At 69.8% G+C, this 19862-nt stretch carries 16 protein-coding genes; 8 read left to right on the top strand and 8 right to left on the bottom strand.

The window, feature by feature from the left end; all coding sequences use genetic code 11:
- Positions 1 to 248 precede the first annotated feature (248 nt).
- The 3 genes from HL658_RS25665 to HL658_RS25675 are packed head-to-tail and all read right to left on the bottom strand — an operon-like array spanning position 249 to position 3119.
- A complete protein-coding gene (locus HL658_RS25665) occupies positions 249 to 647 on the bottom strand; it encodes a response regulator (RefSeq protein WP_180285349.1) in 399 nt (132 codons plus the stop codon).
- Positions 644 to 2500 (bottom strand): sensor histidine kinase, encoded by a 1857-nt coding sequence (locus HL658_RS25670; RefSeq protein ID WP_180285348.1) that lies wholly within the window; start codon positions 2498 to 2500, stop codon positions 644 to 646. Before HL658_RS25670 ends, HL658_RS25665 begins: the two co-directional genes overlap by 4 nt.
- Positions 2481 to 3119, bottom strand: coding sequence for a chemotaxis protein CheC (locus HL658_RS25675; RefSeq protein ID WP_343055334.1), 639 nt, complete (start codon positions 3117 to 3119; stop codon positions 2481 to 2483). Before HL658_RS25675 ends, HL658_RS25670 begins: the two co-directional genes overlap by 20 nt.
- A 237-nt stretch (positions 3120 to 3356) precedes the next feature.
- Here HL658_RS25675 and HL658_RS25680 point away from each other — a divergent pair, with 237 nt between their 5' ends.
- Complete coding sequence (locus HL658_RS25680) at positions 3357 to 4748, top strand: hypothetical protein (protein WP_180285347.1); 1392 nt, start codon at positions 3357 to 3359, stop codon at positions 4746 to 4748.
- Between the two features lie 7 nt (positions 4749 to 4755).
- On the opposite strand, the gene HL658_RS25685 is transcribed toward HL658_RS25680, so the two are convergent.
- Together HL658_RS25685 and HL658_RS25690 are read right to left on the bottom strand one after the other, a co-directional pair.
- A complete protein-coding gene (locus HL658_RS25685) occupies positions 4756 to 5499 on the bottom strand; it encodes a family 16 glycosylhydrolase (RefSeq protein ID WP_180285346.1) in 744 nt (247 codons plus the stop codon).
- Positions 5500 to 5615: 116 nt separating this feature from the next.
- Positions 5616 to 6353, bottom strand: coding sequence for an ArsR/SmtB family transcription factor (locus tag HL658_RS25690; RefSeq protein WP_180285345.1), 738 nt, complete (start codon positions 6351 to 6353; stop codon positions 5616 to 5618).
- Positions 6354 to 6452: 99 nt separating this feature from the next.
- Here HL658_RS25690 and HL658_RS25695 point away from each other — a divergent pair, with 99 nt between their 5' ends.
- A complete protein-coding gene (locus tag HL658_RS25695; RefSeq protein WP_180285344.1) occupies positions 6453 to 6689 on the top strand; it encodes a DUF1127 domain-containing protein in 237 nt (78 codons plus the stop codon).
- Between the two features lie 53 nt (positions 6690 to 6742).
- Here the strand turns inward: HL658_RS25695 and leuC are convergent, their stop codons facing one another.
- Positions 6743 to 8149 carry a 3-isopropylmalate dehydratase large subunit gene (leuC, locus tag HL658_RS25700; RefSeq protein ID WP_180285343.1) on the bottom strand — a complete coding sequence of 469 codons (1407 nt, stop codon included), beginning with the start codon at positions 8147 to 8149 and terminating at the stop codon, positions 6743 to 6745.
- Positions 8150 to 8457: 308 nt separating this feature from the next.
- Between leuC and HL658_RS25705 the strand changes: the two genes are divergently transcribed.
- Entirely contained in the window at positions 8458 to 9378 is a 921-nt protein-coding gene (locus tag HL658_RS25705; RefSeq protein ID WP_180285342.1) for a hypothetical protein, read from the top strand.
- A 43-nt stretch (positions 9379 to 9421) separates the two neighbouring features.
- On the top strand, positions 9422 to 11308 hold the full coding sequence (locus HL658_RS25710) for a peptidoglycan-binding protein (RefSeq protein ID WP_180285341.1): 1887 nt from the start codon (positions 9422 to 9424) through the stop codon (positions 11306 to 11308).
- Positions 11309 to 11328: 20 nt separating this feature from the next.
- Here HL658_RS25710 and HL658_RS25715 read toward each other — a convergent pair whose 3' ends face one another.
- Together HL658_RS25715 and HL658_RS25720 are read right to left on the bottom strand one after the other, a co-directional pair.
- Complete coding sequence (locus HL658_RS25715) at positions 11329 to 13764, bottom strand: PAS-domain containing protein (RefSeq protein WP_180285340.1); 2436 nt, start codon at positions 13762 to 13764, stop codon at positions 11329 to 11331.
- A 331-nt stretch (positions 13765 to 14095) separates the two neighbouring features.
- Positions 14096 to 14716, bottom strand: coding sequence for a hypothetical protein (locus HL658_RS25720; RefSeq protein ID WP_180285339.1), 621 nt, complete (start codon positions 14714 to 14716; stop codon positions 14096 to 14098).
- A 271-nt stretch (positions 14717 to 14987) separates the two neighbouring features.
- Between HL658_RS25720 and lepA the strand changes: the two genes are divergently transcribed.
- From lepA to HL658_RS37865, 4 genes are all read left to right on the top strand, one after another.
- Positions 14988 to 16790 carry a translation elongation factor 4 gene (gene lepA, locus HL658_RS25725; protein ID WP_180285338.1) on the top strand — a complete coding sequence of 601 codons (1803 nt, stop codon included), beginning with the start codon at positions 14988 to 14990 and terminating at the stop codon, positions 16788 to 16790.
- 177 nt (positions 16791 to 16967) lie between these two features.
- The gene (locus HL658_RS25730) at positions 16968 to 17207 is read left to right on the top strand and encodes a hypothetical protein (protein ID WP_180285337.1); all 240 of its coding nucleotides are present in this window, start codon (positions 16968 to 16970) and stop codon (positions 17205 to 17207) included.
- Positions 17208 to 17283: 76 nt separating this feature from the next.
- Positions 17284 to 18195 carry an SH3 domain-containing protein gene (locus tag HL658_RS25735; protein ID WP_180285336.1) on the top strand — a complete coding sequence of 304 codons (912 nt, stop codon included), beginning with the start codon at positions 17284 to 17286 and terminating at the stop codon, positions 18193 to 18195.
- Positions 18196 to 18266: 71 nt separating this feature from the next.
- Positions 18267 to 19856 (top strand): DUF3369 domain-containing protein, encoded by a 1590-nt coding sequence (locus tag HL658_RS37865; protein WP_180285335.1) that lies wholly within the window; start codon positions 18267 to 18269, stop codon positions 19854 to 19856.
- The last annotated feature ends 6 nt before the right edge of the window (positions 19857 to 19862 follow it).

Here is a 19862-nt window from a genome sequence, read left to right on the forward strand (position 1 = left end):
GCGGACCCGGCGGGCTTTGGCAATCATGCGCAACCGTTCGTACCGGCGGCGCGCCCGCGCCATGTCTTTGGACATCTCGTCTCTCCAAACTCGACGCCCCGGTGCGTCCCGTCCAACCATGGACGGCGCTGCCGGGGCTATCGTGGCTTGGAAGAGGGGGCGGCTGGATTCGTCATGCCGGCAGTGTAGCCACGGGCCAATGTGGAGTCACCACCGCTCCCGACACCGGCCGGAAGGAGGAACCCCGCTCACCCGAAGATCCGCATCGTCCCCGGCACGTCCTCCGGCGGGAGGCCGGCGCGCAGGGCGAGCGCCACGCGGACGGCCCCGGTCAGGCTCGCTTCGGTGAAGGGCTTGGTCAGGCAGCCGATGCCGCCGTCGTGGTTGTCGCGCAGTTCATCGGCGTAGGAGGTCACGAACAGGCAGGTGATCCCCTCGCGCGCCAGGATCCGCGCGGCCTCGGTGCCCAGCGAGCCGCGCGACAGGTGCAGGTCGATCAGCGCGAGGTCGGGATGGACCAGCCGCGCCAGCTCGACCGCTTGCGCGGCCGTGCCGGTGGGTCCGAACACCTCGTGTCCGGCGGCTTCCAGGTAGCAGCGCTGCTCCATGGCGATCAGCACCTCGTCCTCGACCAGCAGAATCCTCATCCGGCCGTCTCCTGGGGGGCCGGCTGCTGCGGCAGCTCCTCATCCGGTGCCGGAAGCGGCAGGCTGATCCGGAAGGCCGCGCCCTCGGCCACCGGCAGGACGGTGACACTGGCGCCGATCTGGCTGGCGAGGCTGGTCACCAGCCGCATGCCCAGGCTGCGCGACCGCCCCATCTGGAAATCGGGCGGCAGTCCGGGGCCATGGTCGGCCACCGTGAGGACCAGGGCGCCGCCGTCGCGCACCAGATCGACCGACACCCGCGCGCTGGGGCCGTCGCGGTGCTTGATGGCGTTGGTGACCAGCTCGTTGGCGATCAGGCCCAGCGGGGCGGCCTGATCGATCGGCAGCTCGACCGGGTCTGCGTGCACGGAGACGGTGCAGGTGGAGCCGCCGCCGGACGCCCGCTCCAGATCGTCGCACAGCTCCGCCAGGTGGCTGCCGAACTCGATGCTCTGGAAATGCTCGGTCTGGTACAGGCGGTTGTGGACCAGCGCGATCGCCTCGATGCGGCTGCGCGCGTCGCGGAAATGGGCGCGCACGGTCTCGTCCGTCAGCGTCATGGTCTGCAAGGTCAGCAGGCTGGAGACCAGTTGCAGGCTGTTCTTGACGCGGTGGTTGACCTCGCGCAGCAGGGTCGATTTCTGGCCGACCACCTCGCGCAGGGCGGCCTCCATCTCCTTCATGTCGGTGTTGTCGATGTGCATGACCACGCCGCCGCCGTAGGGGCTGGCCTCCATCGGCGCCGCGAGGCAGCGGAACCAGCGCCGCCCGGTGCCTGAGGGGCCGTGATACTCCATCGACACCGCCGGCCCGCCCCGGTGCAGGATGCCGGTCAGGGCGGCCAGCACGGCCGGCGCCCCCTCCCGGTCCGGGGCCGCGGCGCAGCGTTCCAGGTAATCGTCGCCGAGCCGGCAGCGCGCGCCGAGGAACGGCGCGTCCACCGGCGCGTCGGCCCACGCCTTGTTGACCAGCACCACCCGGCCGCCCTGGTCGAGCACGGCGATGTAGGCGGGCAGGGCGTCCAGCGTGGCGCGGGTCTGCTCGGCCATCTGCTTCATCGCCAGCGCGTTCGCCTCCAGCGCCTCGCGGCTGCGTCGGCGCTCGGTGATGTCGCGCAGGATGACCGTGAAGAAGCTGCGGCCCTGCGATTCCCAGCGGCCGACCGACGGCTCCAGATCGACGCGCGTGCCGTCGCGCCGGCGGCCGACGATCTCCGTCCCGCCGGGCTCGGAGAAGCGGCCGGCGATCTCGTCCCACTGCGGCGAGAGGGGATCCAAAAGAACGCCGATGCCGCGGCCGATCAACGCGTCGGTGCGGTGTTGGAACTGCCGGGCGGCGGCGCCGTTCGCCCACTGGATGACGCCGCGGGTGTCCAGCGTGACGATGGCGTCGGGGGCGGCATCGACGATGGCACGGTAGCGGGCGTCGCGCTGCTCGCGCAGCACCCGCTCGCGGTGGACGGAGGCGGTCACGTCGGTGACCTGCAGGATGCAGCCCCGCCCGCCGCCGCAGGCCAGCGGCCGGATCACCACGTTGTGCACCATGCGCTGCCCGTCGGACAGGCGCAGCGGCAGCATCACCGGGTTGAGCGTGTGGGAGAGCACGCCGGGCGCCCCGGTCTCCAGCACGTCCTGGATCGCCGTCTTCAGCCGGGTGCCGTCCAGGACGGGAATCGCCTCGAACAGCACGCGCCCGAGCACCGCCGCCGAATCGACGCCGGACGCGGCCTCCAGCCAGCGGTTCCACAACCGCACACGCGCCACGCCGTCGAGCACCGCGATGCCGGCGTCGAGCACCTCGAGCGCGTCGGGAACGACCAGCTCCGGTGGCGGGCTATCCGGGCTGCGGTCCATGCGGTATTCCGGCGTCGATGCGTTCGATGAAGGCGCGGATCAGCAGCTTCAGGGCCTCCAGGGACGACAGTCCCATCAACAGGGCGATGTAGCCGCGGATGCTGTGGTCCTGCATCGCGAAGTCGATGTGAAGGAACAGCACCAGCTCGTCCTCGGTGCCCTGCACCTCCCGCAGGACCTCCATGCCGCCGCCGCGCCTCACGCTGGGAAGGGAGATGTCCAGCTCGTTCTTCAGGATGTTGGCGATGACGACGAGGCAGCCGTTGAGGATGATGTTGCCGATCTCCGCCAGCGCGTCCTGTTCCAGGTCGACGATCTCCTCCAGGGTGAGGTCGCCGCCCAGCACGATGCGCGCCAGTTCCAGGCTGTTGGTTTCCGGGAAGATCAGCAGGGCGCGGCCGTCGAAGGCGCCGCGGAAGGTCTGTTCCACCGCGACCAGGCCGTTGCGTTCGCGCTGTTCCAGGAAACGCGCGGCGTCGCCGTGACTGACGATCTCGATCGACGGGACCGACAGGAGCACCTGGTCGAACACCATGCGGCTGAGATGGGTCGCCGCCCGTCCCACCCCCATGTTGACGAGTTCCGTCAACGCGTCGCGCTCCAGCTCCGTCAGTTCCACCGTGTCGCCCTGCCTCGAAACCTGTCCCCCGTTTGTAACGCCGCAACCACCGGAAAGCGACAGTCCGTCCCGCCGGGAAAACGGCCGTATGCGCTTCCGCCGAAGGACGATACCTGCGGATGACCACGATCGCACACGGCAGCCCTGCGTGACGCTCACGGTCCCGCCGCTGTACAGGCGGACTTCGCATCCGCAACATACCATACGCATACGTTGTGCAGCGGGGGGAATGAGGGCATGACGGCCATCGCCGCGCACCGGTCCGGCGCCTGGTCGGCCAGCTTCTACGCCGGATTCACGATGCTGACGATCGCCGAGGCGTTCGGCGTCGGGCGGCTGTCCGTGCATGTCTCGGTCCTGCTGCTGGCCGCCTATCTGGCGGTGGAGGCGGCGCGGGTGCCGGCCATCCAGCGCGGCACCGGGCTGCTGCTCGGTGCCGCGGGGCTGGCGCTCGGCGCCTGGAGCGGCCGGCTGCCGGAGACCGCCATCGGCGGGGCGGAGCGGGCGTTGCAGTTCCTGGTGCTGTTCGCCGCCGTCGCCTGCCTGCGGCTGCCGGCGCTCGCCAGCCCGTCCATGCGCGCGGTGGGCGACCATGTGGTGTCCCAGCCGCCGGGGCGCCGCTTCCTGGCGGTGGAGCTGGGGTCGCACCTGTTCGGCGCGGTGCTGAACCTCGCCGGGCTGCAGTTCGTCGCCACGGTGATCGAGCGCAACCGCGACCCGGCGCTGCGCCGCCGCCTGGCGGCGGCGGTGCTGCGCGGCTACAGCGCCGCCTCCTGCTGGTCGCCGCTGTTCGTGTCGTTGGCGGTGGTGCTGACGGTGGTGCCGGGGCTGGGCTGGCTCGACGTCGCCCCGATGGGGCTGTGCGCCGCCGCGGTGCTGCTGGCGATCGGCTGGCTGTCCGACCGGCTGACGCGGGCGCAGCCGCTGCCCGCACCCCGTCTCAAGGCGGAAACCGAGTCGGCACCGGGCATCGGCGGGGCGTGGTTGCGGGTGTGCGGGCTGTTCCTCAGCCTGTTCGTGCCGACGCTCCTGCTGGTCGAGGCGGTGCCGCTGCCGATCCCCATCGCCATCGGCGTCATCGGCCCGTTGCACGCCATCCTCTGGCTGTCCGCCATCCGCCGGGGGAAGGTGCCGGGCGGCGGCGCGCTGCCGGCGGTCGGGCGCAGCCTGCTGGCGGAGGTGCGCGGCCATTTCCCGGCCCTGCGGGGCGAGGTGCTGCTGTTCACCGGGGCCAGCCTGTTCGGCAGCGGGCTGGCGGTGGTCATCGCCGGGTCGGGCGCCACCCTGCCATTGCCCACCGGCGACGCCGCCATCCCCGCCATCATCGTGATGGTGGTCGCCTGCGGTGCGCTGGGCCTGCACCCGGTGGTGCCGATGATCGTGATCGGCGAGGCCTTTCCGCCCGCCCGGCTGGGGCTGCCGGCGGACGTCATGGCGGTGTGCCTGCTGACGAGCTGGGGGCTGGCGACCCTGGCCTCACCCTTCTCGGCGCTGGCCCTCTACATCGGGCGCATGCTGGGCGTGTCGGTGTGGACCGTGGCGTGGCGCTGGAACGGCGCCTACGCGCTGGGCTCCGCCCTGGCGGTGTCGGCGACGCTGGTGCTGCTGCGCCGCCTGTTCGGAGCGTGAGCCGTCCTCACTCCGCCGGTACGTAGCGCACGCGCTGCACCTGCGCCGACACGGGGTGGCCGGGGTCGTGGAAGGGGGCGATCCAGGGCGCCTCGCCGGTCCAGACCTGGAGGTAGATCTTCCCCGGTGCCTGCGGCACCTCGTCCTTGCCGCCGCTGACGCGGTGCACCGGCTTGCCGTCCACAAGCCAGGTGATGCCTTCCGGCGTCCAGTCGAAGGCGTAGTCGTGGAATCCTTCCGCCGCGTCGAAGGGCAGCGGGACGGTGGCGGCGTTGTGAACGGCCCCGCGCACGAAATAGGTCAGCACCAGCGTGTGCGTGTCCTCCCCCTGCACCGCCATCTTGATCTCGTCCCACTGGTCGCCGAAGGGCTTGCCGGTGAAGCTGAGGAAGGAGGTGACGACGCCCGGCTCCCGCGCCGCGCGGATGCGCGCGCTGTAGCGGCCGAAGCCATAGTGCTTGCGCGTCTGGTACTCGGCGCAGGCGTAGCCGCCCTTGGCGGTCGGCCGCTCCGACAGGGTGAGGGTCAGGGTGCCGCGCTTCACCGCGGCGTTCGCGCCGGTCCACTCGCAGCGGAACGGATCGCCGTTGCTCCACCCGTGCGACCGCTCCCAGCGCAGGGGATCATGGCGGTCGAAGCTCTCGTCGAGGCCGCTGTCGTCCAGCCGGCCGAGGGTGGAGCGGGCATCGACGGTGGTGGGAAGCGTGAGGCCGAGGGAGGCGATCAGCGCGGCCAGGGCTGCGGTTCGCATGGCTGTCCTCCGTTCGATCGGGGAAAGGAACGGCCTGAAGGTAGAGAACACCCCCCTTATTCGCGCTGGTGCGGACGGGGTGGGGTGGCGGTCTTCCGGATTGTCCGTTCGGGGTGTCAGGCCGCCGGGCCGGGGTGCCGCTGCGGGGCGATCCACCAGGAGGCGGGAAGCCCGAACGTCGCGGTGAACCCGGCCTCGCCCGCGCGGGTGATGCGCAGGGCGCGGGTCTCCGGCTGCCGCGCGACCCAGCCGAGGTCGAGCACCCGGTCGAGCAGCGCCGTGCCCAGTCGCCCGGCCAGATGCGGGCGGCGCTCGCTCCAGTCCAGGCAGGTGCGGCACAGCGGCCGGCGGGTGCCGGCGTCCGGCTCCAAGGCGATCCCGAAGGACCGGAGGAAGCGCCATCCCTCCTCGGTGACGAGGCCGGCCCCGTCCGACAATGTGACATGGCCGCCGACGTGCAGCGAGTCGGCGACCGCGATGGCCAGCCGGCCGGCCATGTGGTCGTAGCAGGTCCGCGCCAGCCGGAGCGCCTCGTCGCGCGGGCCGACGGGGTGGTGGCGCTTCGGCCCCGCCGCGGCCACCGCCATCAGCGCGTGGATGGCGTGCGCGATCTCCGCCGTGGCGAGCCGGTAGTAGCGGTGCCGCCCCTGCTTCTCCACGGCGAGCAGCTCGGCGTCCGCCAGCTTGGCGAGATGGCCGCTGGCGGTGGCCGCCGTCACGCCGGCGTGACGGGCCAGTTCCCCGGCGGTCAGCGCCTGCCCGCCCATGAGGGCGGCCAGCATGTTGGCGCGCGCCGCGTCGCCGATCAGGCTCGCCACCTGCGCGATGGTGTTTCCGGAGGCCATGTTCGTCATGCCCCGCAGGTTATCACCCCGCCCGCAAGCCGTCAGTCGCCGACGCTTCGGCTCCGGCCGAAACAACCGGCCGCCGGGATCGGCTAGGAGAACCCGCACATGACCACGGGTGAGGGGGCCGCGACGATGACGCAACCGATGAACAGGGCCTGGGGGATTGGTGCCGAAACCGGCGCCGGACGCGGATGGCGGACGCTGCGGGCGATCCTGGTCCGCTGGCTGGAGCGGCGGCGTCAGCGCCTGGCGCTCCGCGATCTGGACCACCACCTGCTCCGCGACATCGGGATCAGCCGGAGCGACGCCCGGCGGGAGGGGCGCAAACCGTTCTGGCGCTGACTGGCATGTACAGGGGGCGAGGGGAGGCTGGACACCAGCCTCCCCGTTGCGGCTCAGGCCAGCTCGCGCACGTCGGTCAGCCGGCCGGTGACGGCCGCTGCCGCGGCCATGGCCGGGCTCACCAGATGGGTGCGGCCGCCGCGGCCCTGACGGCCTTCGAAGTTGCGGTTCGAGGTGGAGGCGCAGCGCTCGCCCGGCTGCAGACGGTCGGCGTTCATGGCGAGGCACATGGAACAGCCGGGCTCGCGCCACTCGAATCCCGCCTCGATGAAGATCCGGTCCAGACCTTCCTGCTCGGCGATCTCCTTGACCAGGCCCGAACCGGGGACGACCAGCGCCTGCACCCCGTCGGCCACCTTGCGACCCTTCGCCACCACCGCGGCGGCGCGCAGATCCTCGATGCGGCCGTTGGTGCAGGAGCCGATGAACACCTTGTCCACCGCCACGCTGGACAGCGGCTGCCCGGGCTCCAGCCCCATGTAGGCCAGCGACCGCTCGACCGCGGCGCGCTTGCCGGCGTCGGTCACGTCGGCCGGGTTCGGCACGGTCGCGGTGATCGGCAGCACGTCCTCCGGGCTGGTGCCCCAGGTGACCTGCGGGACGAGCTGGGTGGCGTCGATGACGATGGTGGTGTCGTAGACCGCACCCTCGTCCGACGGCAGCGTCTTCCAATACTGCACCGCCTGTTCCCAGGCGCCGGCCTTGGGCGCCATCGGACGGCCCTTGATGTACTCGAAGGTGGTCTCGTCCGGCGCGATCAGGCCGGCGCGGGCCCCCGCCTCGATCGTCATGTTGCAGACGGTCATGCGGCCTTCCATCGACAGCCCGCGGATCGCGTCGCCCGCGTACTCGATGACGTAGCCGGTGCCGCCGGCGGTGCCGATGCGGCCGATGATGGCGAGCACGATGTCCTTGGCGGTGACGCCCGCCGGCAGCGTGCCGTCCACCCGGATCAGCATGTTCTTGGCCGGCTTCTGGAGCAGCGTCTGGGTCGCCAGCACATGCTCGACTTCCGACGTGCCGATGCCGAAGGCCAGCGCGCCGAAGGCGCCGTGGGTGGAGGTGTGGCTGTCGCCGCACACGATGGTGCCGCCCGGCAGGGTGAAGCCCTGCTCCGGCCCGATCACGTGCACGATGCCCTGGCGGATGTCGTCCATCGGGAAGTAGCGGACGCCGAAGTCACGGGCGTTCCTGTCCAGCGTCTCGACCTGGATGCGGCTCTCCTCCTCGACGATGCCCTGGCTGCGGTCGGTGGTCGGCACGTTGTGGTCGGGAACCGCCAGCGTGGCCTCCGGCCGGCGCACCTTGCGGCCGGCGGTGCGCAGCCCTTCGAACGCCTGCGGGCTCGTCACCTCGTGCACCAGATGGCGGTCGATGTAGAGGATGCAGGTGCCGTCCTCCTGCCGGTGGACGACGTGGCTGTCCCAAATCTTGTCGAAGAGCGTGCGGGGCTTGGACATCGGCGTGGACTCTCTCTCGCGGACGACGGGCGCCGGCATGTCAGGGCCGGACGCACGGTGGCGGGACAATAGCGGTGCCGGCACGCCATCACAAGCGCGCAAGTCCCTTCCCGATCGCGCGGTCCCCGCGACAGAAACATACCGGAATCGCTTTGCCAGGCTGGATTATCGAATGTAACTTTAGCGTCAGAATCCACCCGGGAACCACCATTCCTGGATGGCTATTCCGCGCTGGTCGCAGTGTCTGGGCGCAGAAGTCGGCGGGGTTCGGTCGGTATCGGTCGCAAGTCGCAGCGGAGGGATGCCACATGTCGATCAAGTCCGTGTTGCGGGTGTTAATCGGTTGTGGGGCGCTCGCCGGCTGTGCCGGAACGCAGGGAGTGCCGCAGTTCCAGGCCTATTCCCGTGCCTTCGACGAGTTCCAGGCGGTCTCGAACGCCCTCTACGACCGCGCTGCCCATTACGAGCGCCGGAACAAGCTGATAGCGCTCTGTACCCAGGCCAGGAGCGAGTTCCCTCCCGCCGGTATCGAGATGCGGTACTGCCGTGACGGAACCTACACCTCGCGGAACTTCAACGCCGACGAGGCGGCGTATTTCGTTGCGGACGTCGATCCGCCCCACGTGGCAGCCCAGCGGCAACTGCTCAAGATCGTCGCCTCGTTCAACGCCGCGTTGCTCGCCTATGCGGAGGGCCGTGCCCTGGAGCCCATCCAGGCCGAGCTGAGGAAGACGGCGGGTGAGGTGGAACTTCTCGTATCGGCTGTCGGCGGCACCGCCGTTCCGGTCGGAGCGGCGCTGAAAGCGCTCGAAAGCGCGGTTGGCGCCCTTGTGTCCGCCAGTTCGCGCGAGGCCTTCCGGCAAATCCTCCTCGACCAATACGCCGTGGTCGACAAGGCGCTCGTTATGGTTCGCGACGGCGCCGGAGCCGACGGATCGGGCGGAGCCTCGCTGCTCTTCACGGTGATGACGGCCGATCTGACGCGCGCCATCGCGGGTGATCCGCTCAAGGGCGCTCCCGAGCGGGCGCTGCGCGAGCGCGAGGACACACGGCTTGTCCTGAGCCGGTGGGTGATTCTGCTCGACCGGGTCCGGCGCGCCTTGAGGGAATCCCGCGACGTCGTCGCTGCCGATGCGACCGCTCTGGACGCGGCCGGCGGACTGGCGGTCACGGCCGGCGAGATCCGGGCCTCGGCGGAAGCGACCCGGCGTGCGTTGGCGGGCCTCTAGGGCCGCCTCGGCAGACTGACTCAACATCGACAGGGAGACCATCATGGCGGTGCACCTTTTCGACGACGTGTTAATGCGCTCGATCAACGAACTGCAGGCGCAACGCAACAAGCTGACCGACCAGGACCAGAGGGACGCGCTGTCGGACCAGATCGATCGGCTGTTCGACGAACGGGCGGTGCTGATCCAGATTGCGCTGGACAGCGAAACGGAAGCCCTTGACGAACTGATCGGAACCTTGACAGACATTGTCAGGGACCTGGAGCGCAATGTCCCCTCGCACATCCTGGCCGGCCTGCGCGGGATGATCGGAGCGACCGGCCGGGGGCACGCGACGGCGCGTTTGCCGAGGACGGACGACGATCCCGACACCGATCCGACCGTCGCTCCCGCGCAGCGAATGCAAGCGCTTGCGGCGGTCATGCCGACAACGGTGCCGGCTGTCGGAGCGGCCCAGGACTGGGGAACGCCGGTCAAGGCCGGCCGCTCCCTCGATGTGCTTCGCGACGAGTACGACCAGCTTTTCGAAAGCTGTGTCATTGACGAAAACCGGATTCCGACGATCGAACGCTACTACATCAGGCCTTTGGTGGAGAACGAGGGGCGGTATCGTGCGGTGTCGGTCAAGACGGGTGTTCCCTGGTGGGTGGTCGGCATCATCCATGGGCTCGAGGCAGGCTTTTCGTTCAAGAGCCATCTCCACAACGGCGACCCGCTCGACCAGCGAACCGTGCAGGTGCCGGCCGGCCGGCCGAAAACCGGTCAACCGCCCTTCACATGGGAGGAGAGCGCGCAGGATGCCCTCACCGGGAAATTCGGCGTCGCCGTGGACTGGTCGCTTGCCGGAACGCTGTTCAATCTCGAACTGTACAATGGCCTGGGCTATCGCAATCGCGGCCGGGCTACGCCCTATCTGTGGGCATTCACCAATCACCACCGCAAGGGCAAATTCGTCAAGGACGGCGTCTTCGATCCGGAAGCCTTGACCCGCCAGGCCGGGGCGGCCGCGATCCTGAAGCGGGCGCTGGATCGCAAGCTGATCGACCTGCCGCAGGGCGGGGCGGCGGCGGCGGCTCCGGTGGCCGTCGATCCTCCGGCGACCGCTGCGGTGCGGCTCGCCGCGGCGCTGGCCCCACGTCAGCCCGGCTCCGACGACCCCACGGTCGTCAAGGAGCTGGCGTTTCCGGGGCTGGTGCGGCGCGGCGACAAGCTTGGCAGGACCGTGAACGCCGTGACCCGTGTCCAGGAATGGTGCGCTCTCCATGGCTTCGATGTGGCGATCGACGGGGATTTCGGGGACGGGACCGAGCGGGCGGTCCGGAAATTCCAGGAGACGGTGGCGATCACGCCGACCGGGATCGTCGATGCGGCCACCTGGGACGCGTTGACGCGGCCGATGCGCAGCGCCCTGGAGCCGGTTCCGCTTCCAGCGAATGCCGGCCTGGGCGCCGTGGTGGTGGCCGTTGCCGAACGGCATCTCGCGGCGAAGGCGAGAGAGGTCGGTGGCGACAACCGCGGCCCCTGGGTGCGCCTCTACATGCATGGCAACCAGGGGACGGAGTGGCGCTGGTGCGCCGGCTTCGTCTGCTTCGTCGTCGGTCAGGCCTGCGCGCTCCTCGGCATCGGCATGCCGTTCGACCCGACCTTTGCGGTGGACACGTTGCGAACCGACGCGGTGAGCTCCGGCCGTGTCGTCGCCCCGCAAAGCCTCGGCACACCCCGGGCACGGCCGGACCTGATCCTGCCCGGCATGATCTATCTCGAGAACGCGGCCACGGGTTCGGACTACAGCCACACGGGCATCGTGAAGCGGGCCGACTCCTCGATGTTCGTCACCCTGGAGGGAAACGCCACGAATAGCGGGAATGCCGGCCTGGTCACCAGCCGTGACCGCAACTACGACAACAAGGCCTTCCTGCGGCTCGTTTGACGGGATGGGCGGCGCCCATCCTACAGGCACTTCGGAAAGCGCAGCCGGAAGGTCGTGCCCCGTCCCGGCTCGCTCTCCGCCGTGATGGCGCCCTTCATGGTGCCGGTGACGATGTTGTAGACGATGTTCAGCCCCAGCCCGGTGCCGCCGCCGCCCCGGTTGGTCGTGAAGAAGGGGTCGAAGATGCGCGGCAGCACGTCGGCCGGGATGCCCTTGCCGTCGTCGGTGTAGGTCAACCCCACCTCGCCCCCCGGCAGCTCCTGCACCTCAATGCGGATGCGGCCGGGGGTGCCGGGTTCGAAGGCGTGGATCAGCGAGTTCATGACCAGATTGGTCAGCACCTGCGCCACCGGGCCAGGGTAGCCGTCCACCACCAGCCCCTCGGGGCCGTCCACCGACACCTCGATGCCCGTGCGCTTCAACCGCGGGCCGAAGCTCAGCAGCACCTCGTGGATGTACTGGCCGAGGTCGAAGGCGCGGCGGTCGTCGGTGGTCTGGTCGACCGCCACCTGCTTGAAGCTCTGGATCAGCTCGGCCGCGCGGTAGGTGTTGGCGAGGATGCGCTGCGAGGTCTCCCCCACCAGGGTGATGAAGCGCTGCAGCTCCGACTTGCGCAGCGTCGCCTCCTCGAATCGCCGGGCCAGCGCCCCGGTCTCGTCGGCCAGCAGCGAGGCGGTGGTCAGCGTCAGCCCGACCGGCGTGTTGATCTCGTGCGCCACCCCGGCGACCAGCGAGCCGAGTGCGGCCATCTTCTCCGACTGGATCAGGCTCTGCTGCGCGTTGCGCAGCTCGGCCAGCGCCTGCTCCGCCCGCTCCTTGGCGGCGCGCAGCTCCTGCTCGGCGCGGCGCCGGCCGGTGATGTCGGTGTAGGTGCGGACATGGCCGCCGTCCGGCGTGGGGGTCACCTGGATCTCCAGGCAGCGCCCGTCGGACATGGGTTGGAGATGGGTGGCCTCCGCCTTCTGCTGATGGAAGCGGTCGAGGAAGAAGCGCACGAGCTCCTCGCGCCGCTCCGGCCCCTCGAAGCCGGGCGGCGTCGCCGGGATGCCGTTCTCGACCTGGAAGCGCACCACATCCTCCAGGCCGGGGTTGGTGTCCGCGAACCACGCCGGGATGCGCATCATCTCGAGCAGGCGCCGGTTGTAGGCGATGATGCGCCCGTCCGCGTCGAACAGGCAGATGCCCTGCGCCACATTCTCCAGCGTCGCTTCCAGGATGGCGTTCTTGCGGGCCAGCTCGGCGCGCGAGCGGGCCGCGGCCTCGTCCTCGCGCCGTTTGGCCTCGGTGATCTCGGTCACCACCGCGACCACGCCGCCGCTCTCCGTCGCCCGGTCGGACAGGCGGATCCAGCGCCCGCCGGCGATCTCCAGCTCGACCGGCAGGCCGTGCGTGCGGTGGCGGCGGATCTGGGCGTCGATCCAGCCCTCGCGCTCCGCCTCGCCCATCGCCGCGGCGGCGGCGAAGTGGCCGGTCTGCACGCCGCTGCCCAGGATCTCGCGGATGGTCACCCCCTCCGCCCCGTCGGTCGCCATCAGCGCGCGGTAGCGCTCGTTGCAGCGCACCAGCGAGCCGCGGGCGTCGAACAGCGCGAAGCCCTCCGGCATGCTCTCCACGGCGTCGGCCAGCAGGTTGCGGGTGCGCTCCAGCTCCATCTCGGAGCGGACCTGCGCGGTCACGTCCACCCAACTGCTGACGAATCCGCCGTCGGCGGTCGGCCGCTCCTCCAGATGCAGCCAGCGGCCGTCGGCGCGCGGCAGCACCAGCGGGTGCAGCACCGGCTGGCGCACTGGGTCGTCGCGTTCGGCCAGCGGCAGCAGCAGCCGGCACCCCGCCTCGTCCAGCATGCTGACGGCCACCTTCTCCAGCAGGGCGCGGTAGGGCACGCCGGCGCGGAACAGGTCCACGCAGTCGGGCAGCAGAACCTCCAGCCCGCGGTTGGCGGTGATCAGCCGGGCGGCGGCGTCGAATCGGGCGAAGCCGACATCCACCGCGGTCGCCGCGTCCAGCGGGGCGGGCGCGTGGGTGGCCAGCGCGTGCTCGGCGGTGACGTCGGTCCACATCTTCAGCAGCCGCCCGTCGGGCAGCCGGTGCGCCTCCACCTTCAGCCAGCGCCCGTCGGCGGGCTGGAACACGAAGGGGCCGCCGTCGGCCAGGTCGCGATGCCGCTTCAGCCCGGCCGCCAGATGCCGCTCCAGCTCCGGCAGCTCGGAGCGCGGCAGGTTGGCCGCGAAGTAGATGCGCAGCGTGTCCACATAGGGCACGCCCGCCGCCACGATCCGCGCCTCCTCCGGGAAGAAGCGCAGATAGGCGTCGTTCCACAGCAGCAGCCGGTCCTCGGCATCGAACACCACCACGGCGTTGGGCAGCCGCTCCAGCAACGCGGCCAGCAGCGCATCGCCGTCGGCCGTCGCCGTGGTCGCGCTGTCGGTGGGTGGCGTGCTCGCCCGCAGGGTCATCGGCGCTGCCGTCGGTGGTCGATCGTCACTGACCCTAGCGCCATAACAGTGTTTAGGGGAGGGGGCCCGTGCCGGTCGCGGCGTTTCCGGGGGGGGTAGCCTGTGGTGGGGGGCGTTCCCGGCTCGGCCCTCTTGCTGTGCTGCCCGGCCAGCACGCCGGCAAGGGCGGGGAGGGTTTCGGGGTGGGGGCCGGGAAACCTGTGGCTGGAAACTAAAAAGCCCCGCGGAAGCGGGGCTTTCGATCGGTGACGGCGACGTTCAGCGTTGACCACATGCCTTGCGCGGTTCCGGCATCACCTCGTGGTCATACGCATGAAGCGCAGCCGCGAACTCAGGATTCGACAGCCAACGGCTCAGATGCTGCCGAGCCCGTTCCTCCGTCTCTTCCATCACGCGTATCTGCGTCTCGCGGTTCATCACAACCTCCATCAACAGCGCGATCCAAGCACGATTCGCCCCGTTGGTCAACGCCGGCAACCGTGTCGCGTTCCATCCACCACATGCGCTGGCCGTGGAACTCGTCGTATCGGAAAACCCGATATCCACAGCTATAAAACACGTCGCTGATCGCATGGTGCTTTTCAAGTGCCGAATCCGGAGGTGACGCGTCATACGTGACGCGATAGACGCGGTCCGGCTGCGCATGTTCGAGGAGAAGGCGGGTCGCCATCAATGCGGCCTTCAAAACCTCCGTCCGATCGTCGCCATGTATGGCGTGTGCGGTTTCTCGCCCGGAGTTGTAAGCGGTCTCACGGCCCGAAAACGCGTCCACGCGCCAGAGGCGGAAAAAATACTCGAGATCGCCGCCCGCCATGACGTCGAGCCCGACGTGAACGAACCAGTTCGCGCCTTCCTCATGATCGCAACCGACCCTCACGATCACGACCGCCGACGGACCATCCTGCATGAACTCGAAACGGGTGTTGCCGTCAAGTGTGCATACAAACGCCATGAGAGCCTCCTGCTCGAGGCGCAATTTCTCCGGGTGACGTCTCAAACGCAACGTCAATCGACGTGCATCGACCCGTTCGCCTCACGCGGCGGCTCTTTTCCCGTGCGTCATGGTAAGGAATGGCGACCGGACCTTCGTGCCGCCGCGGTGGATCGATGGAGGGGACGATCATATCGGTGTGAGCGGCTGCGGCAGGCCCCGCCGTTTCCCATGTTCCATTCCGCCGCCGTCCGCCCTATGTTCCGGGCGATCAAATGCGCCTGGATTCCCGATGACCGATCTGTCCCACATCCGCAACTTCTCCATCATCGCCCACATCGACCATGGCAAGTCGACGCTGGCCGACCGGTTGATCCAGCTCTGCGGCGGGTTGGACCTGAGGGAGATGCGCGAGCAGGTGCTCGACAGTATGGACATCGAGCGGGAGCGCGGCATCACCATCAAGGCGCAGACGGTCCGCCTGCTCTACACCGCCAGGGACGGGCGGCAGTACACGCTGAACCTGATGGACACGCCTGGCCATGTGGACTTCGCCTACGAGGTCTCGCGCAGCCTGGCGGCCTGCGAGGGCTCGATCCTGGTGGTGGACGCGAGCCAAGGGGTGGAGGCGCAGACGCTCGCCAACGTCTACCAGGCCATCGACGCCAACCACGAGATCGTGCCCGTCCTCAACAAGATCGACCTGCCGGCGGCGGAGCCCGACCGGGTGAAGCAGCAGATCGAGGATGTGATCGGGCTGGACGCGTCGGACGCCGTGGAGATCTCCGCCAAGACCGGCCTCAACATCGAGGCGGTGCTGGAGGCGATCGTCACCCGCCTGCCGCCGCCCAAGGGCAACGCCGACAGCGAGCTGAAGGCGCTGCTGGTCGATAGCTGGTACGACCCGTATCTCGGCGTCGTCATCCTGGTGCGTGTGGTGGACGGCACGCTGAAGGTCGGCCAGAAGGTGCGCTTCATGAGCACCGGCAGCGCCCACGACGTGGACCGCGTCGGCGTCTTCACGCCCAAGGCGCTGATGACCGGCTCCATCGGGCCGGGCGAGATGGGCTTCATCACCGCGGCCATCAAGGACATCACGCTGACCAAGGTCGGCGACACCATCACCGACGAGCGCAAGCCGGCGTCGGAGCCGCTGCCGGGCTTCAAGCCGTCGGTGCCGGTGGTGTGGTGCGGCCTGTTCCCGGTGGACGCCGCCGATTTCGAGCGGCTGCGCGACAGCCTGGGCAAGCTGAAGCTCAACGACGCCAGCTTCCATTACGAGGCGGAGACGTCGGCGGCGCTGGGATTCGGCTTCCGCTGCGGCTTCCTCGGCCTGCTGCATCTGGAGATCATCCAGGAGCGGCTGGAGCGCGAATTCAACCTGGACCTGATCACCACCGCGCCGTCGGTCGTCTACAAGCTGACGATGACCGACGGCAAGGTGATGGACCTGCACAACCCCGCCGACATGCCGGACGTGGTGCGGATCGAGCGCATCGACGAGCCCTGGATCAAGGCCACCATCATGCTGCCCGACGAGTATCTCGGCGGCATCCTGCAGCTCTGCACCGAGCGGCGCGGCCAGCAGATCGAGCTGACCTACGCCGGCAACCGCGCCATGCTCATCTACCGCCTGCCGCTGAACGAGGTGGTGTTCGACTTCTACGACCGGCTGAAGTCGATCAGCCGCGGCTACGCCAGCTTCGACTACCAGATGGACGCCTACGAGGAGGGCGACCTCGTCAAGCTGTCGATCATGGTCAACGCCGAGCCGGTGGACGCGCTGTCCATGATCGTCCACCGCTCCCAGGCGGAGCGGCGCGGGCGCCAGCTCTGCGAGCGGCTGAAGGAACTGATCCCGCGCCAGCTCTTCAAGATCGCGGTGCAGGCCGCCATCGGCGGCCGCGTCATCGCGCGGGAGACCATCAGCGCCATGCGCAAGGACGTGCTCGCCAAATGCTACGGCGGCGACATCAGCCGCAAGCGCAAGCTGCTCGACAAGCAGAAGGAAGGCAAGAAGCGCATGCGCCAGTTCGGCCAGGTGGAGATCCCGCAGAGCGCCTTCATCGCCGCGCTGAAGATGGGCGACGAGTAGGGGGCGGCCCGTCCCCGAAAGGTCGCTTGCATGCGGGTGCCGGCGACACCATCTATTATCGGGTGACGAGGGCGGCCCTACCGCCCTTCGACCCGCGTGTCCCGAGGGCGGCGCAGGCCGCCCTTCGTCGTTTCGGCGGCGCGCGGGACGGCGTACGAAACGACCGACGAGGGCACCATGGCATCCGAAAAGAGATCCGCCGACCGCAAGGATCTCGACACGATGACGCGCGACTTCCTCTCCAAAGGTGGCCAGATCGTCCGCTGCCCGCCAGGGCCATCGGAGAACGTCGTCACCAAGCACGGCTCCTTCCGCCGCCGCAACACCCAGAACCAGAATCAGAACCAGGCCAAGCCCGCCGAAACGGTTGCGGCGGCCCCGGTGGCCCCGGCCAAGCCCGACGGCGAGGCCGGCTGAGCCGACGCACCGCGGTGGACGCCGGACGGGACCGCGGGCAGAATGACGCCGCACCCCGTCCGGCGGAACCGATCCCATGGCGCCCGTCCTGCGCTCCCTTCTCCTGTTCCTTGTCGCCGTCCTGGCGCTGGCCGGCCCGCATCCGGCCCAGGCGCAGAGCCCCGTCGCCACCGGTGCGCCGCTGACCGGCGAGGTGGTGTTGAACCGCGATGTCGAGGTGCGTGTCGGTCCGTCGGAGGACGCGCGCATCGTCATGACTCTTTCCAAGGGCAAGCCGCTCAACGCGCTGGGCACCCCGCGCGGCACGAACTGGACCCAGGTCGCGATCGGCGGCCAGCCCATCGGCTATGTGCCGTGGACCGCGCTCGACCCCGTCTACATACCCCGCTTCCCCAATTACGGCGCCCCGTCCGCGGCGGGGCCGGCGCCCGGTGCCGCGGCGGCGGTCGCCGCCGTCGTGCCGCGCGCGGAGTGGGAAGCCGCCGCCGCCGGCGCCCCGCCGCAGAACGGCTACGTCGTCGCCACCCGCAACATCGGCGTCACGGAGTTCGTGGACGCCAAGAAGCGCCGCACCGTCACGTTGCGCCGCGGTCAGGTGATCAAGCTGGGTGAGGTGCAGAACGGCCGGGTCGACCTGCTGCTCCCCGGCCGGGAGCGGGTGGTCGCCGGCTTCGACGGGCTGCTCGGCGTGGCCGGCGCCTATCCGGTGCCGGGCCTGCCGCCGGTCGGCACCGCCCCGCTCTTCGCCGCCAAGCTCGGGGAGTTCGTCAGCTACGAGGAGGCGCTGCGGGCGTGGCAGGCCTTCGTCGCCGGCCCCGGCGCCCAGTGGCGCGACCGCCCGCCGGTGGTCTGGCCGGTCTTCCGCTCCGGCCACGCCTTCTTCCAGATGGGGGCCGGGCCCTTCCAGGGGGTGGAACTGGACCGCGTCTGCACCACGCTCGCCCAGCGCGGCCTCGACTGTACGCCGGTTGAATTGCAGACCTTCTGACCGCGGCGGGTGGGAATTCACGGCAGAAACTGTTATCGTCCTCCAGGTATTGGGCCAGCTCGGGCGACGCCATGAACCAATCGGACGACGATCTTGTCTTTCTCGACGACCGGGACGGGCAGAGCGAACGACCACAATCGCTCGTCAATCGCTGGAAGATGCTCATCGTCGATGACGAGCCGGAGGTGCACTCCATCACCAAGCTGGTCCTCGCCGATTTCCAGTACAAAGGCCGCCCGGCCCAGTTCATCTCCGCCTATTCGGCGGCGGAGGCGCGCGGCGTGCTGGCGCGCGAGGACGACATCGCCATCATCCTGCTGGACGTGGTGATGGAGACCGACGACGCTGGCCTGCAACTCGTCCACCACATCCGCGAGGATCTGAAGAACCGCCATGTGCGCATCATCCTGCGCACCGGCCAGCCGGGGCAGGCGCCGGAACGGGCGGTGATCCTCGACTACGACATCAACGACTACAAGGCCAAGACCCAGCTCACCGCCCAGCAGCTCTTCACCACCACGGTCGCCGCGTTGCGGTCCTACGAGGACATCATGGCGATCGAGACCAACCGGCGCGGGTTGGAGAAGATCATCGAGGCGTCCTCCTCGCTGTTCCAGGCGCGCTCGATGAAGCTGTTCGCGGCGGGCGTCCTGACGCAGCTTTCCGCACTGCTGGGCGTCGGCCCCGACGCCATCCTGTGCGTGCAGCGCGGGTCGGTGATGGGCCGCAACCACGACGGCATCTATGTGCTGGCGGGATCCGGCCGCTTCGAATCGCTGATCAACGAGCCGGCGGCCGAGCATGTGGACCAGGGCGTGCTCCAGGCGGTGCTGCAGTGCCTGGAACTGCGCCGGCACGTCTACGGCCCCGACCACTGCACCCTCTACATCCGCACGCCCAACCACCGCGAGAACGTCGTCTACCTGCGCTCCGACCGGCCGCTGTCGGACCTGGACCGCAGCCTGATCGAGCTGTTCTGCGGCAAGATCTCCGTCGGTTTCGACAACCTCTCCCGCTTCGAGCAGGCGCGTCGGGCGCAGGAGGCCACGCTGGTGCTGCTGAGCGGCATGGCCGAGCGTGACCGGGCGGCGGCAACCGCGGACAGCCTGCGCGTCGCCGCCGTGGCGGAGCGGATCGCCCGCGCGCTGCAGGCGGCGGGGAAGGTGCCGGATAGCGCGGACGAGCCGCTGGCCGAGACCATCGGCTTCGCCGCCGTGCTGCACGATGTCGGCAACACCACGCTCGACCCGGCGCTGCTGTCCAAGGCCATGGCCTTGGACCCCGGCGAGCGCGTGGCGATGCAGGCGCACACGCTGGCGGGGCAGACCCTGCTCGGCCGCGCCGCCGCCCTGGCCGACAACCGCGGCTTCCTGCATCTCGCGGCGGAGGTCGCGCGCTCCCATCACGAGCGCTGGGACGGCAGCGGCTATCCCGACGGGCTGGCGGGGGAGGCGATCCCGCTGGCCGCGCGCATCGTGGCGGTGGCCGACGTCTACGACGCCATGACCAGCCCCCGCCCCTGGCGCCCCGCCCACCCGACGGCCGACGCCGTGGCCGCCATCCGCGCCGGCGCCGGCACGCAGTTCGACCCTGAGGTGGTGGCGGCCTTCCTGAGCGTGGCGGACGAGTTGGAGACCGGGGCGCTCGACGGCCAGCCCTGACCGCCC

Source organism: Azospirillum oleiclasticum (genome assembly GCF_013423485.1).
GTDB lineage: Bacteria > Pseudomonadota > Alphaproteobacteria > Azospirillales > Azospirillaceae > Azospirillum > Azospirillum oleiclasticum.

Bases quoted from the DNA above. Each gene is read 5' to 3' on its own strand.
- HL658_RS25665 (WP_180285349.1), bottom strand. From the start codon at position 647: ATGAGGATTCTGCTGGTCGAGGACGAGGTGCTGATCGCCATGGAGCAG.
- HL658_RS25670 (WP_180285348.1), bottom strand. From the start codon at position 2,500: ATGGACCGCAGCCCGGATAGCCCGCCACCGGAGCTGGTCGTTCCCGAC.
- HL658_RS25680 (WP_180285347.1), top strand. From the start codon at position 3,357: ATGACGGCCATCGCCGCGCACCGGTCCGGCGCCTGGTCGGCCAGCTTC.
- HL658_RS25685 (WP_180285346.1), bottom strand. From the start codon at position 5,499: ATGCGAACCGCAGCCCTGGCCGCGCTGATCGCCTCCCTCGGCCTCACG.
- HL658_RS25690 (WP_180285345.1), bottom strand. From the start codon at position 6,353: ATGACGAACATGGCCTCCGGAAACACCATCGCGCAGGTGGCGAGCCTG.
- HL658_RS25695 (WP_180285344.1), top strand. From the start codon at position 6,453: ATGACCACGGGTGAGGGGGCCGCGACGATGACGCAACCGATGAACAGG.
- leuC (WP_180285343.1), bottom strand. From the start codon at position 8,149: ATGTCCAAGCCCCGCACGCTCTTCGACAAGATTTGGGACAGCCACGTC.
- HL658_RS25705 (WP_180285342.1), top strand. From the start codon at position 8,458: ATGTCGATCAAGTCCGTGTTGCGGGTGTTAATCGGTTGTGGGGCGCTC.
- HL658_RS25710 (WP_180285341.1), top strand. From the start codon at position 9,422: ATGGCGGTGCACCTTTTCGACGACGTGTTAATGCGCTCGATCAACGAA.
- HL658_RS25715 (WP_180285340.1), bottom strand. From the start codon at position 13,764: ATGACCCTGCGGGCGAGCACGCCACCCACCGACAGCGCGACCACGGCG.
- HL658_RS25720 (WP_180285339.1), bottom strand. From the start codon at position 14,716: ATGGCGTTTGTATGCACACTTGACGGCAACACCCGTTTCGAGTTCATG.
- lepA (WP_180285338.1), top strand. From the start codon at position 14,988: ATGACCGATCTGTCCCACATCCGCAACTTCTCCATCATCGCCCACATC.
- HL658_RS25730 (WP_180285337.1), top strand. From the start codon at position 16,968: ATGGCATCCGAAAAGAGATCCGCCGACCGCAAGGATCTCGACACGATG.
- HL658_RS25735 (WP_180285336.1), top strand. From the start codon at position 17,284: ATGGCGCCCGTCCTGCGCTCCCTTCTCCTGTTCCTTGTCGCCGTCCTG.
- HL658_RS37865 (WP_180285335.1), top strand. From the start codon at position 18,267: ATGAACCAATCGGACGACGATCTTGTCTTTCTCGACGACCGGGACGGG.